Source organism: Altererythrobacter epoxidivorans (assembly GCF_001281485.1).
Classification (GTDB): Bacteria; Pseudomonadota; Alphaproteobacteria; order Sphingomonadales; family Sphingomonadaceae; genus Erythrobacter; species Erythrobacter epoxidivorans.
Genome location: NZ_CP012669.1, coordinates 1,306,370 through 1,320,054 on the forward strand (window position 1 = coordinate 1,306,370; position 13,685 = coordinate 1,320,054).

14 protein-coding genes are annotated in these 13,685 nt (G+C 62.4%); 5 read left to right on the forward strand and 9 right to left on the reverse strand.

Annotation, left to right across the window (positions count from 1 at the left end; all coding sequences use genetic code 11):
- Positions 1-36: 36 nt before the first annotated feature.
- Both AMC99_RS06570 and AMC99_RS06575 read right to left on the reverse strand, forming a co-directional pair.
- Entirely contained in the window at positions 37-1,638 is a 1,602-nt protein-coding gene (locus AMC99_RS06570) for a M56 family metallopeptidase (protein WP_061924413.1), read from the reverse strand.
- Entirely contained in the window at positions 1,635-1,970 is a 336-nt protein-coding gene (locus AMC99_RS06575) for a BlaI/MecI/CopY family transcriptional regulator (RefSeq protein WP_232301544.1), read from the reverse strand. The genes AMC99_RS06570 and AMC99_RS06575 overlap by 4 nt, the downstream gene beginning before the upstream one ends.
- A 182-nt stretch (positions 1,971-2,152) precedes the next feature.
- Between AMC99_RS06575 and AMC99_RS06580 the strand changes: the two genes are divergently transcribed.
- Positions 2,153-2,809, forward strand: coding sequence for a peptidylprolyl isomerase (locus tag AMC99_RS06580; protein ID WP_061924419.1), 657 nt, complete (start codon positions 2,153-2,155; stop codon positions 2,807-2,809).
- On the opposite strand, the gene AMC99_RS06585 is transcribed toward AMC99_RS06580, so the two are convergent.
- Genes AMC99_RS06585 through sdhC form a run of 5 tightly spaced genes read right to left on the reverse strand, consistent with a single transcriptional unit; the run spans position 2,806 to position 7,558 of the window.
- Entirely contained in the window at positions 2,806-3,636 is an 831-nt protein-coding gene (locus tag AMC99_RS06585; protein WP_061927794.1) for a hypothetical protein, read from the reverse strand. The genes AMC99_RS06580 and AMC99_RS06585 overlap by 4 nt on opposite strands.
- A 50-nt stretch (positions 3,637-3,686) precedes the next feature.
- Positions 3,687-4,997, reverse strand: coding sequence for a M20/M25/M40 family metallo-hydrolase (locus AMC99_RS06590; RefSeq protein WP_061924423.1), 1,311 nt, complete (start codon positions 4,995-4,997; stop codon positions 3,687-3,689).
- Positions 4,997-6,820, reverse strand: a complete 1,824-nt coding sequence (gene sdhA, locus AMC99_RS06595) for a succinate dehydrogenase flavoprotein subunit (protein WP_061924426.1) — start codon at positions 6,818-6,820, stop codon at positions 4,997-4,999. The genes AMC99_RS06590 and sdhA overlap by 1 nt, the downstream gene beginning before the upstream one ends.
- Entirely contained in the window at positions 6,820-7,221 is a 402-nt protein-coding gene (gene sdhD / locus AMC99_RS06600) for a succinate dehydrogenase, hydrophobic membrane anchor protein (protein WP_061924429.1), read from the reverse strand. The genes sdhA and sdhD overlap by 1 nt, the downstream gene beginning before the upstream one ends.
- A 10-nt stretch (positions 7,222-7,231) precedes the next feature.
- Positions 7,232-7,558 (reverse strand): succinate dehydrogenase, cytochrome b556 subunit, encoded by a 327-nt coding sequence (gene sdhC / locus AMC99_RS06605; protein ID WP_232301526.1) that lies wholly within the window; start codon positions 7,556-7,558, stop codon positions 7,232-7,234.
- A gap of 162 nt (positions 7,559-7,720) precedes the next feature.
- On the opposite strand from sdhC, the gene AMC99_RS06610 reads away from it, so the two are divergent.
- From AMC99_RS06610 to AMC99_RS06625, 4 genes are all read left to right on the forward strand, one after another.
- Complete coding sequence (locus tag AMC99_RS06610; RefSeq protein ID WP_061924434.1) at positions 7,721-8,431, forward strand: SDR family NAD(P)-dependent oxidoreductase; 711 nt, start codon at positions 7,721-7,723, stop codon at positions 8,429-8,431.
- Positions 8,421-9,332, forward strand: a complete 912-nt coding sequence (gene bla, locus AMC99_RS06615) for a subclass B3 metallo-beta-lactamase (RefSeq protein WP_157058271.1) — start codon at positions 8,421-8,423, stop codon at positions 9,330-9,332. The genes AMC99_RS06610 and bla overlap by 11 nt, the downstream gene beginning before the upstream one ends.
- Positions 9,329-10,237: a 50S ribosomal protein L11 methyltransferase gene (locus AMC99_RS06620; protein WP_061924439.1), complete on the forward strand. Its 909-nt coding sequence runs from the start codon at positions 9,329-9,331 to the stop codon at positions 10,235-10,237. Before bla ends, AMC99_RS06620 begins: the two co-directional genes overlap by 4 nt.
- Positions 10,238-10,305: 68 nt before the next feature.
- The gene (locus AMC99_RS06625; protein WP_061924442.1) at positions 10,306-11,109 is read left to right on the forward strand and encodes an enoyl-CoA hydratase/isomerase family protein; all 804 of its coding nucleotides are present in this window, start codon (positions 10,306-10,308) and stop codon (positions 11,107-11,109) included.
- Here the strand turns inward: AMC99_RS06625 and AMC99_RS06630 are convergent.
- Both AMC99_RS06630 and ligA read right to left on the reverse strand, forming a co-directional pair.
- Entirely contained in the window at positions 11,094-11,603 is a 510-nt protein-coding gene (locus tag AMC99_RS06630) for a CinA family protein (protein WP_061924445.1), read from the reverse strand. The two genes, AMC99_RS06625 and AMC99_RS06630, sit on opposite strands and share 16 nt — an antisense overlap.
- Positions 11,600-13,651 (reverse strand): NAD-dependent DNA ligase LigA, encoded by a 2,052-nt coding sequence (ligA, locus tag AMC99_RS06635; protein WP_157058272.1) that lies wholly within the window; start codon positions 13,649-13,651, stop codon positions 11,600-11,602. Before ligA ends, AMC99_RS06630 begins: the two co-directional genes overlap by 4 nt.
- Between the last annotated feature and the right edge of the window lie 34 nt (positions 13,652-13,685).

The following is a 13,685-nucleotide window of genomic DNA, read 5'->3' on the forward strand; positions in this document are numbered from 1 at the left end:
CCGCCCTATCTAGCGACTAAATATTTCGCGGTGCGATCAGTTGCGACGCGCTTGCATCTCGCGGATCTTTTCATCGAGCGAACGCAGCACCTCGGCGCGAACTTCAGCTGGCATTTCCTTGTCCGCAGCAATGCTGGCGCGGGCCTGCTTCAGACCGCCGAGGGCACTGGCCATGACGCTGGTGGCGCAGATCTTGGTGATCTTGCGACCGTTCTTGTCGGTCCATTCCTTGGCCTTGCCGTCATTGCAGTCGATCTTGATGTCGACCATGTCACCTTCGAGTTCGTGAAGTTCGATCAGGGCATGGCGCTGCTCTTCCATCGCTTCCTTCAGCTCGATGTCCATCTCGGCCATGCCTTCGGCAAGCTCGCGGCGCAGTTCGGCGAGTTCTTCCTTCGAAAGCTTTTCGCCGTCACCCTTGATGATGATGCGTTCCTCGCGGTGGACCTTGAGGGGTTTCGCTCCCTTCTCGCCTTCGATCTTCTTGACCACGCGGACCTTGCGGACTTCCTCCGTCTTGCCGTCTTCACCATCGGTCTTGATGACGAAGACCTGCGTTTCACCGTCGGACTCCTCTACCTCGCCGACTTCATTTGCAGCCTGGAGAGCAACCGGGGCTGCGGGTGCAACCGGGGCAACGGGCGCTTCCGGTGGGGCCGGCGGCGCGGGCGGTGCCGGCACCTCTGGCGGGGTGTTTTCGGCATAGCTGATCGATGCGGTCAGCGGCAGGGCGATCAGCGCTGCGGCGACCAGACCGCGTCCGGCAAGCCGGCGACGGTTCGAAAATTCGTTCATTCTGAGACTCCTCAGTCGGTGGATTATCGACTTATCCCCCAAGACAGGACATGCCATCGGCGCAGCGAGAGCGACATTCGGGCCGGCGGCAAAACTTGCAATGACATTGGCATAGGTGGCGCGGATCTCCGGCTCGCGCGAAGAGACTACCCGCGCATCGCATGCCGCCTCCTGATCGCGGCGCAGCGCCAGCCAGCCGAGATACCCCAGCGGGTTGAACCAGTGCATCGCGAACAGCGGCTGGACCAGGAAATTGGTGAGCAGGTCGTGGCCGCGGTGGTGCGACAATTCGTGTTCCAGCGCGAGATTGCGAATGGCCATGTCGGACTGCGCCATGAAACCCTGCGGCAGTGCGACAACCTTGTCCGTAACGCCGAAGGCAAGCGGCGCGCTGGTAGCGGGTGTTTCGATCAACCGGATCTTACCGACCCGCCCGACCGTACGGGCATTGGTCAACATTTCCTCGCGCATTTCTGCATAGCCGCGAAAGCGCCGGTACAGGAATGCGAGGGTGCCGGTCAGCCAGAGGACCAGGGCCAATTCGACCAGCGGCAGCTCCGCAAACCAGTTACCCTCGGCAACCGGGACAGGATCGACCGGAACAAGCAACACGACCTGCTCCGCACCTGCGACAGCAGTCTCTGCAGCAGGGACCGGGGCTGCTTCGGGAGCCATCCAGGCGGGGAGCTCGATCGGAGGAAGGAACAGGCGCAGGGTCGGCAGCGCCCAGAGAGCATAAGCAATCCGGGGACCGAACCAATGAGCGACCGGCCTGCGCAAGAGAAGCGCCAGCGCGATCAGCGCGCCAGTCCAAACGAGCGTGTCGAAAAGCCACTGGGTCATTGCTTCAGCTCCTTCAGCAATGCCTCGATTTCGGCGAGATCCTTGTCGGTCAGTGCTTCCTGCTGCGCCAGATGTGCAAACAGCGAGGCTGGCTTTCCGCCGAACAAGCGTTCGACAAGGCGGCGCGATTCACCGCCGACATAGTCGGATCGGGCAATCAGCGGAGAGTAGAGATAGCGCCTGCCATCGGGGTTCGCGGCAATCGCCTGTTTCGATACGAGCCTGCTGAGCAGGGTCTTGACGGTCGGCAGGCTCCAACCGCGCGCATCGCACACGGTTTCGCAAACTTCGGCAGCGGTAACGGGATCGGGTTTCGCCCAGAGCACTTCCATGACGGCGTGCTCGGCCTCGCTGATCCGATCGGGTCTGGTATCCTCACCCTTGGCCACACACACCTCCCTAGCGTTTGTGATTACGGCTGTAGTCATTGCGACTACGTTTGTAAACCTGAAGCGTGGATGAACAGCCGTTCAGATGGCTTGCTTCTCTGCCAACGACAGATCACGATGGACGAATGACATTCATTCGATCGATCCTTGCCGCGACCGTCCTCGTGTCTGCCCACCCCGCCAATGCGCAGGACGGGCCTGCGATCACAGATCCACCAGAGGCAGAGGCTCCGAAAACTTCGCTTGTCGTACTTGAAACGACCATCGGCGACATCACCATCGCGCTCGAAATGGAGCGCGCGCCCATCACCGCAGCCAACTTCCTGCGCTATGTAGAGGAAGGACGGTTCAACGGCACGGTCTGTTATCGCGCCATGCACCTCGAATGGGGCGAACCGCCCAACGGCCTGCTCCAGTGCGGGACCCAGAACGACCCCAAGCGCATCCTGCCGCCGATCGCGCACGAGCCGACCAACGAGACCGGCCTGAGCCATGTCAATGGAGCGCTATCGATGGCGCGCTTCGATCCCGGCACGGCGACGGGCGATTTCTCGATCATGATCAAGGACCAGGTCGGCCTCGACGCGCAGCCGAATGCAGAAGACCCGGGACAGCGCCCCGGCTTCGCGGTGTTCGGGCGTGTCGTTGGCGGAATGGACGTGGTGCAGGAAATTCATGCCGCACCGGTGGACCCTGACAAGGGCGAAGGCTGGCTCAAGGGACAGATGCTCGCAAAGCCGGTGAAGATCGTGAAAGCCTATCGCGCCCCGCCGCTGGACTAGCAGACCTCGGCGGTATTCTCCGGGATCGGGCCCGGCGGTGTGCGTGCTTCGCTCATCCAGAAAGGGTCGCTGTCGAGCCGATGCCTCTCGCCATATGCCTTGGCAAGCGCTGCATACAGTTGCGGATCATAAGCGGCGACATCCGCGGCATTCAGGATGCTGCGACCGTCGAATGCCTGCAACCGGTTCGAATTGAACCAGAATTGCGAACCTTCCGCCCAATATTCCTGCATCGTCGTCATGGTATATTCGTCGCGCCATAAACCCTTGCGCCGGGCGTTCTCGTAAGCCGCTTCGATTTCGGCATGGAGGCGCGGATCGACGGCCTCGATGGCGAACAGGACATTATGGGCGAACTCGTGGACGAGGATCGTTTCCCCCCAATATCGTGACGCGCGATAACCCAGCACATCCTCTTCGGCGGCAACCGCGCGGCGCCCCCCGATCCCGCGGGCGCGTCCGTCCCAATAGGCACGATCCGACAGGGCGCCGATCCGCTCGTCGTAATGCTTGATTTCGCAGCGCGTCAGGCGCGGATCATCAGGGGCAGGTTTCTTCCAGTCCCTGTTCTCGGGAAGGTCGAGCAAGGCCTCGTCATCGGCAATGATCGCCAGCCGGTAATCGTTCTGGGCAAGCCAGCGCGCAAGATCGGGCCGGTGCTCCAGCATGCCAACAACCATGCTTCGCGCCGCGAAGAGCGCTTCATCGGGGACACGGGCCGACGCAAGGATCGGAACCCCGCTTGCCGAAACCGACTTGGCATAGAACTCGTCCGCCCCCAACCTTGCCGGAGGCTGCGTGATCGCCGATGCGCAGGCACCGAGCATCAAGAGAGCCAGCGCCGCAAAGCGGGCTTGCACAGGGCGCGTCGGGAAGGTCAGTCGACCTTTGCCTTCACGAGCCTGCCCATCAGGATGGCCGCCCGCTGCGCCTGGCGGGTGAAGCTCTTCAGGTCCACGCTTTCACCTGCGGCATGGCTCCCGCGGCCATCAGGCCCCAGACCGGCAAGAGACGCCTTTACCAGCGGCGCGACGAAGCTGATGTCGGCCGCCCCGCGCCTGGAGGGCGGATATTCCTCCATCTGCGCCAGGCCCATGTCCGCATTGATCGCATTGAGCTTCGCCAGCAGCGCCCGGTTGCCATCGGTCGGTGCCATCGGCGGATATCGTATGTCGAAGCTGATCGTCGCATCCGTGCCCGGCAAGTTGTCGTCGACGATCGCCTGCATCGCCGCAATCGTCCGTTCGGTCTGCTCAGGCGTCAGCGTGCGCAGGTCACCGGCCGCAACGGCGGTGGACGGTATGATGTTCGTCTTGCCCACCGTGCTTGCAGACAGCTGGTCTTCGCCCATCACCGCAGGGGTGCCGCCAGCCATGAAACCGACGTTGAAAGTAAGGTTTTCCTCGGGCAATTCGCGGCGGAAGGTGTCGAGGATCCGAGCCATCTCGTAGATCGCGCCATAGCTCGTGCCATCGCGGAAAATAGCGGAGGAATGACCGCTTGTCCCCGTGGTTTCGAGCTTCCAGCCATTCGAACTGCGCCGCGCGACGACACCGAAATCCTTGCCGTCTTCGACCGAAAGCCCTTCGAAGCCGAGCGCTACGTCCGCCCATCTACCGGCAGCAATCAAGTCTGCCCGCGCCGCTTCGAGGGGATCGCCCGCGTCTTCCTCGTCGCCGGTCATAGCGACCACGATATTGGCATCCTTCAGTGTGCCTGCAGCCTTCATGGCCCGCAGTGCCGAGAGGATCACGATGATCCCGCCCTTGTCATCGCCAACGCCCGGCCCGATCGCCCGGTCGCCTTCGCGAGTGAACTGCTGGAAAGGAGAACTTGGCTCGAAAACCGTGTCGAGATGCGCGATCAGCAGCATCTTGGTAGTGCCGGGCTTACCCTTGTGCCGGGCGAAGAGATGCCCCGCCCTGCCTGCCGCCGACTGGTCGATCCACTCGACCTCGAAGCCAAGGGCCTCGAATTCCGGCGCGAGCATGTCGGCCACGGCTTTCACGCCGGGGTGATTGTGCGAACCGGAGTTTTGCGAAACGATTTTCTCGAGCAACGCAACGTCGCGCTCGAAGCCGGCTTCGACCGTTTTGACGATCTGCTTTTCAGGCTTGCTGAGTTGGGCCGAAGCGGGGGCCGAGATCGCAATCGCACCGAGTGCGGCGAAACCCCAGCCCCAGCGCATCAGTAAACCCGCTTCTTGGGCTTGATGTACTCGATATCGTCGGTGAGCGTGTACTCGTGGACCGGGCGATAATCGATCCGCACCGCGCCGCCATTGCCGCCCCAGCCTTCGAACCAGGCAACGGTGTGCTTCATCCAGTTCTTGTCGTCGCGGTCGGGGAAATCCTCGTGCGCGTGGGCGCCGCGGCTTTCCTTGCGGTTTTCTGCCGAAGCGATGGTCACATTCGCCTGCGCCATCAGATTGTCGAGTTCCAGCGTTTCGATCAGGTCGCTGTTCCAGATCAACGAGCGGTCGGAGACATGGATGTCTTCCATCTTCTTGTTGACGTTCTTGAGCAGTTCGACGCCTTCGGATAGCAACTTGCTGTCGCGGAAAACGGCTGCGTGCTTCTGCATGCCCTTCTGCATTTCCTCGCGCACCTTGGCGGTTGGTGTGCTGCCCTTGGCGTTGCGGAAATGGTCGAGACGGGTCAGCGACAGATCGGCGCTGTCAGCCGGGAGTTCCGGCTGGCTCGCACCTGCGGTCAGGATCTCGTTCAGGCGGTGGCCGGTTGCGCGACCGAAGACGACGAGGTCGATGAGCGAGTTGGACCCCAGACGGTTGGCACCGTGGACCGAAACGCAGGCAGCTTCACCAACGGCAAACAGGCCGGGCACGACATGGTCGGGATTGCCATCGGGGCCGACGGTCACGACTTCGCCGTGATAGTTACAGGGGATACCGCCCATGTTGTAGTGGACGGTCGGCGTAACCGGCAGCGGCTGGCGCGTCAGGTCGACGCCCGCAAAGATCTTCCCGCTTTCGGTAATGCCGGGCAGGCGTTCCGCCAGGATCGCCGGATCGATGTGGTCGAGATGCAAGTAGATGTGGTCGCCATCGGGACCGACACCGCGCCCTTCGCGCATTTCGAGCGCCATCGAGCGCGAGACGACGTCGCGCGATGCAAGGTCCTTTGCACTCGGGGCATAGCGTTCCATGAAACGCTCGCCTTCGGAGTTGGTGAGGTAACCGCCCTCGCCGCGTGCGCCCTCGGTGATAAGGACGCCGGCGCCATAGATGCCGGTCGGGTGGAACTGCACGAATTCCATGTCCTGAAGGGGCAGGCCGGCGCGCAGGACCATGCCGCCGCCGTCGCCGGTGCAGGTATGGGCCGAAGTGGCGGTGTAATAGCAGCGGCCATAGCCGCCAGTCGCCAGCACCACGGACTGCGCACGGAAACGGTGGATCGTGCCATCGTCGAGGCACATGGCGGTAACGCCGACGCATTTCTTGTCAGCGCCTTCGCCCGACATGATCAGGTCGAGCGCGAAATATTCGATGAAGAAGTCCGCATCGTACTTCAGGCTCTGCTGGTAGAGCGCGTGAAGCATCGCGTGGCCGGTACGGTCGGCTGCGGCGCAAGTGCGCTGCACCGGCGGGCCGTCACCCATGTTCTGCATGTGGCCACCGAAAGGGCGCTGGTAGATCGTGCCGTCGGCATTGCGGCTGAAGGGCACGCCTGCATGCTCGAGCTCGTAAACCGCAGCCGGAGCTTCGCGTGCGAGATATTCGATCGCGTCCTGGTCGCCCAGCCAGTCCGACCCCTTCACGGTGTCGTACATGTGCCAGGTCCAGTGGTCCGGCGTGTTGTTGCCGAGGCTGGCAGCGATGCCGCCCTGCGCCGCAACGGTATGCGAACGCGTCGGGAAAACCTTGGAGATGTTGGCCGTACGCAGGCCTGCTTCGGCTGCACCCATGGTTGCACGAAGGCCCGAACCGCCGGCACCGACGACCACGACGTCATAGGTGTGATCGATGATCTTGTAGGCAGAAGTATCGACCATTACGCGGCACCTCCGGTCACGCCGGCAGACAGGGCAAGGCGAACGATACTGAAGACGGCAAATGCGCCGCCGCCGATGGTTGCGAGATTAAGCAGGGTAATCACTCCGAACTTTGTTCCGCTGTTGTGGACATAGTCCTCGATGAGGACCTGGAGACCGAGGCGCGCATGCCAGAACGTGCTGAGCACAAGCAGCACCATAGCGGTCGCGGGGACGGGCTTGGCGAGCCAGGTCGCGACGGTCGAATAATCGAGGTTCGGCAGCAACACGATGCTGGTGACGAACCACAGCGTCAGTACGAGGTTGCCGACGGCGGTGAAGCGCTGCAGCAGCCAGTGATGCGCACCTTCGTGTGCGGAGCCGAGCCCGCGCACCTTTCCGATCGAGGTTCCGTTACCCATGGTCAGCGCCTTACTTGAAGAAGATCAGGGCCCAGAAGGCCGCGGTGAGAACGATGGCGATGATCGGCGACAGGGTCGACCACACCTTGTTGATGTCGAGCTCGTATCCGGCACCGATGTCGAGAACGAAGTGCCTGAGGCCGCTCATCAGGTGGGTAAAGAATGCCCAGCTCAGACCGACCAGCACGATGTAGCCGGGGATCGAGGTCGCAACCGCCTGGAACATTGCATAGGCATCGGGCCCGCTTGCGAGCGCGCCCAGCCACCAGACCATTACTGCCAAGCCGACCAGCGCCATCCCGTCGCCGGTGATGCGGTGGAGGATGGAAACCAGCATGTGCGGGCCCCATTTCCAGATTTGCAGGTGCGGTGAGAGCGGTCTGTTGGCCATTGAGTCTTACCCGGATAATCGCTGTGTGCCCTCCCCTTAGCGTTCTCACAGCACGGTGCAAGACGCACCGCCTCGACTCTTCATGCAAAGTTTCGGATAGGGTGATGCATGACGTGCATCTTATTGACCGGATCGAGCCGCGGCATAGGCGCAGCAAGTGCCAATGCACTGTCGGCGCGCGGCGCAAAAGTGATCGGCCATGCGACGACCGCCAGCGACCCGCGCACCATAGCGGCTGACTTTACGGAACCGGCGGCTCCGCAAATGTTGTGGGAGGAAGCGCTCGACCGTTCGGGCGGGCAAATCGACGTCCTGGTGAACAACGCCGGGCTGTTTTCTGCAAACCCTGTCGATGCATCGGACATCGAATGGCTGGACGCATGGGAAGAAACCATGCGGATCAATCTGACCGCCGCTGCCCAGCTCAGCCGTTTCGCTGTCAGGCACTGGCAGGAACGGAGGTGCGGCGGGCGCATCGTCCATGTCGCCAGCCGTGCCGGGCATCGCGGCGATTCGCCCCAGCACTGGCATTACGCGGCGGCCAAGGGCGGAATGCTGGCCATGCACAAGACGATTGCGCGCCAGTATGCCGCCGAAGGGATCCTCAGTTTCGCGATCACTCCGGGTTTTACCGACACGGCCATGGCGGGCGACTATCTCGAAAGCCGTGGCGGCGCAGGCCTGCTTGCCGACATTCCGCTGGGCCGGGTCGCGAAGCCCGAAGAAATCGCGCGCATTGTCGAATTCTGTGCGCTCGATGCTCCACCATCGCTGACAGGGGCGACGCTCGATGCCAATGGAGCGAGCTATGTTCGCTAGATCGTTATTTGCACTCGCGCTGGCAGCTCCACTGCTTGGCACGACCGAACCTCCCCAGGTTGGGATTGCGGTGCCTCCCAAGCACGTATGGGCACAGGCCTGCGACGACTGGGACGAGTGGGAGAAGCCCGGGCCGCCCTTCAGGATCTTTGGCAATACATACTACGTCGGGACGTGCGGGATTGCCTCGATCCTCATAACGACCGACGACGGCCATGCGCTGATTGACAGCGGAACAGAAGCCGGGGCCGACATTGTGTTGGCCAATATTCGCGCCCTTGGCTTCGACCCGAAAGATGTGAAGGTCTTGCTCGCTAGTCACGAACATTTCGACCATGTGGGCGGCATGGCAAAGCTACAGCGGGAAACTGGTGCGACGGTGATTGCATCCGAGGCTGCTGTCGGCGTCATGCTGTCGGGCCAGACGGATCCGGACGATCCGCAGTACGGTACGCTCGAACCGATGGAGCCGATCGCCGAGGGCATGCCCTATTTCTGGGGAGATGCGCCCTATCGTATCGACTATTTCGGCATCAGGCCGATCGACACACCCGGTCATACCTCGGGTGCCATGAGCTGGAGCTGGGAGGCCTGTGATGAGGACGACTGCCTTACGGTGGTCTATGCCGACAGCCTCTCCGCGGTGAGCAGCGACAGCTATCGCTTCTCAGACCACAAGGATTACCTTGGCAAATTCCTGAAGTCGTTTGACAGCATCGCGGAAGCTCGCTGCGACGTCTTGCTGACACCACATCCCACCGGCGGAAATCTGAACCTGACGATGTCCCTTCTGGAACGGCGCAAGCTAGACGGCATGCCCGACTTCGCCTGTCGGGGTTACGCGCAAAAACAGAAACAGGCCCTGTCTTTGCGTCTCGCCAAAGAAGCTGCAGCAAAATGACCAGCTGGAAGCTCACTGCCTTCGGTCCCAAGCTGCTGATCCGTGACGCCCTGGTGGCACAGGAAGACGTCATCGACTGGGATCCCGAAATCGTGCTGGCCGGTTTCGAAATCGCCGATGACAAGCCGGAGGACTGGCGCCTCGACGCCTATCTACCGCGGCGTCCCAATGCCGCGGACAAGGCTGCGATCCGCAGCCTCTTCGAAGGCGAAGTGCCCGAATTCACGGTCGAGAAATTGCCCGAGGCGGACTGGGTCACGCAAAGCCAGGAAGGCATCGAGCCTATCCGAGCCGGACGGTTCAACGTCCACACGCCCGAATTCGAACCCGACCCCTCGCCGGGTATCGTGAATTTCGCGATTCCCGCCAGCCAGGCCTTCGGGACAGGCCAGCACCAGACGACCGCCGGATGTCTCGCCATGCTCGATGCGATGAAGGCGAGCGGCTTCGTGGCGCGCAATATCGCCGATATCGGTACCGGAACGGGGCTGCTGGCCTTTGCTGCGCTCAATCTCTGGCCTTTTGCCACCGCCACAGCGTCGGACATCGACCCTGTTTGTACCGGGGTGATAGAGCACAATTGCGAACTGAACGGTGTGCGGATGGGCGCAAGTGCTGGCGAACTCACCATGGTAATCGCCGACGGGATGGCCGATCCGCTGCTGCAGGCGCGCGGGCCCTATGACCTGCTGATCGCCAATATCCTGGCGGGCCCGCTGGTCGAACTGGCGTCCAATTTCGCAGAAGCGACCGCACCTGGGGGGAGCGTGCTATTGTCGGGCCTGCTCGAAACGCAGGAACCGCGAGTCCGGCGCGCCTATCGGGTGCAAGGCTTCCGCCTCGCCGCAAGGCTCGTGAATGGCGACTGGTCGGTGCTCTGGCTGCGCAAGCGACGGATGCGCTGAGCCGGATTGAACCGCCGCCATATCCTGCGTAGGTCTCAAAAAACGGTCCTACGGAGAGGGAATACGGCATGGCGCGTCAATACGAGAGCATCCTCATCGAAAAGCGCGGCGAGGTCGACTGGCTGACGCTCAACCGTCCGGATGCCCTCAACGCCATCACCCTGCAGATGGTGGCCGAACTCAACGACTATTTCGGCGGTCTCTACAATGACGGGTCGGTCCGTCTGGTGGTGATGCGCGGCGCAGGAAAGGCATTTTGCGCAGGGCTCGACATCAAGGAACGTCAGGGCGAAGAGCAGGCAATACCGTTCGGCGGAGGGTTCGGTTTCCAGGGCTTCCTTGCCGACGTTTACGTCAAGATGCGCCGCTGCCCGCAGCCGATCCTGTCGCTGGTTCACGGCCCTGCATGCGGGGGCGGTTTCGCCTTCGCCCTCGCCTCCGACATCCGCATTGCAGGAGAAAGCGCGCGCATGAACGCGGCTTTCATCAAGCTCGGCCTGTCGTCATGCGACATGGGCGTGAGCTATTTCCTCCCCCGCCTCGTCGGGCAATCGCTCGCTTCGGAACTGATGCTGACCGGCCGATTCATCACGGCTGAGCGCGCCCTGGCGACTTCGCTGGTTTCCGAAGTGGTCCCGGACGACGAGCTGGAAACTGCGGCACAACCGTGGATCGACGATCTGCTGGCAGCATCGCCCATGGGCCTTCGCATGACCAAGGAAGGGCTGCAGATGGCCGTCGATGCGCCAAGCCTCGAAGCCGCCATGGCGATCGAGAACCGCAACCAGTTGATGACGAGCGCCAGCCCCAATTTCCGCGAGGGAATGAGCGCCTTTCTCGAAAAACGCAGGCCCGACTATTCGCCCGATTGAGCGGTCAGCACCTCGGCAAGGAAGTCGAGTGCGGCGCGGGTAAAGGCTTCCATGTTGGCGATACGGTCGTTGCTGCCCGTCTCGGTGATCCCATACGTCTCGAAGCCATCGGGTCCGACGACAGCGACGCAGCTCGTGCCCGGTGCCGCACCTGTCGGATGTGTTGAACCGCCGACCGAACCGCTCTCTGCAATGCCCCACTCTGCCCCGAAATTGTCGCGGATCGCCCGCGCCTGCGTCAACGCATATTCGGCAGTCGCCCCGCGCATGCCCTTGTAGGTCTCGCGCGGCAGGTCGAAAAGGACGTCGCGCGCCCTGAATGAATAAACCACGCCGCCGCCCACGAAGAAATCGAGCGCGCCGGGCATGGTCAGCAGCGAAGCCGCGATCAGGCCGCCGGTCGCCCCGTCTGCGACAGCGATCTTCTCTCCCCGCGCGCGCAGGAGTTCCGCGATACGATGTGCCTGCGGGTGGAGTTCGGCGAGCAGGCTCATCCCGCTGCCGCCACGATTTCGGCCCAGGCAGCCTCGTCGATCACATCAATGCCGAGTTCCGCAGCCTTCTTGAGCTTGCTTCCTGCGCCCGGCCCGGCGACCACGAGGTCGGTTTTCGCGCTCACCGACCCAGCAGCCTTGGCACCCAGGCGCTCCGCCTGAGCCTTGGCCTCGTCGCGGCTCATGGTCTCGAGCTTGCCTGTGAAGACCACCGTCTTGCCGGCTACCGCACTATCGCGTGTTTCGACCACATAGGGTGGCGGTGAGACCTCGGAGAGGAGATCTTCCCACACGGCCACGTTGTGATCTTCGTGGAAGAAGTCGCCCAAGGCCTCGACAACGGTTGGTCCTACGCCATCGATCGAAGTGATTTCCTGCGCTGCATCATCATCTCCGTCACGGGCCCGCTCGGCCGAAATGCGCAAAGCCGGCAACTCGTGGAAGTTCTTCATCAGGTCGCGCGCGGTCACTTCTCCGACGTGTCGGATTCCCAGTCCGAACAGGAGCCGCGCCGCATCCGGCTCACGCCGCGCCTCGATCGATGCCAACAGGTTATCCACAGACTTGTCCTGCCATCCCTCGAGCGCCAGGATGGCGTCACGGCGGTCCTTCAGGCGGAAGATATCGGCGGGGCTTTCGAGCCAGCCAAGCGCGAAGAACTGGTCGATCGTCTTCTCGCCCAGGCCGTCGATGTCGAGCGCCTTGCGGCTGACGAAATGTTTCAACCTTTCAGTGCGTTGCGCAGGACATATGAGACCGCCTGTGCAGCGAACATCGACCTCGTCTTCCTCTGAAACCGCCTCGCTGTCGCATTCGGGACAGTGATCGGGGAAGATGTAGGGTTCCCGAGCGACATCGCGGGTCAGGTTATCCACAAGCTGCGGAATGACGTCGCCGGCGCGCTGCACGACCACCTTGTCACCCGGCCTGACACCCAGACGAGCGATCTCGTCGCGGTTGTGGAGCGTCACGTTGGTGACGGTCACCCCGCCCACCAGCACCGGCGCGAGCCGCCCGACCGGGGTCAACTTGCCGGTCCTGCCGACCTGGATGTCGATCGCTTCGAGTACCGTTTCCGCGCGCTCTGCGGGAAACTTGTGCGCCAGCGCCCAGCGCGGTGCCTTGGCAACAAATCCCAGCCGTTGCTGCCAGTCCAGCCGGTCCACCTTGTAAACGACGCCGTCGATTTCATACGGCAGTTCAGCCCGTGCATTCCCGATCGCGTTGTAATGCCCGATCAGTTCATCAAGCGTTTCGCAGCGCTTCATCAGTGGAGAGATGGGAAAGCCCCATTCGCCGAGCTTGCGGACGACGTCCATCTGCGTCTCGCCGGGCATTTCGGAGACTGCCCCCCAGGCATAGCCCCAGAAACGCAAAGGGCGCTGGGCAGTTACGCTTGCATCCTTCTGGCGCAGCGAGCCGGCAGCCGCATTGCGCGGGTTGGCGAACAGCTTGCCCCCTGCCGCCTCCTGCGCTTCGTTGAGCGCAGCAAAGGCCGACTTTTCCATGTAAACCTCGCCGCGCACCTCGAAAACTTCAGGCGGCGCATCGGTGGCGAGCCTTTCCGGAATATCGGCTATATGCCGGACATTGGCCGTCACGTCCTCGCCCACTTGTCCATCGCCTCGAGTGGCTGCGCGCACCAGCACACCGTTTTCATAGCGCAATGAGCAGGAGAGACCGTCGATCTTCGGTTCGGCGGTGATCCCCAATTGCTCTTCCGGCCCGAGCGAGAGGAAACGTCGCACGCGGGCCAGCCAGTCGCCGACCTCTTCCTCGCTGAAGGCGTTGTCGAGGCTCATCATGCGAACCTCGTGACTGACCTTGGACAGCGGCGAAGCTGCTATTTCGTGGCCGACCGCCTTCGATGGCGAATCCTCGCGCACCAGGTGCGGGAATGCTTCTTCTATCTCGGCATTTCGCCGAACCAGTGCATCGAACGCCTGATCCGAAATCTCGGGGTCGTCCTTGGCATGATAGAGCCTGTTGTGCCGTGCAATCTCGCGGGCGAGCCGCATCAGCTCGTTCGCGGCTTCGGCTTCGGTCATGTCCACAGGTGCAGTTTGATCGATTCCCATGAAG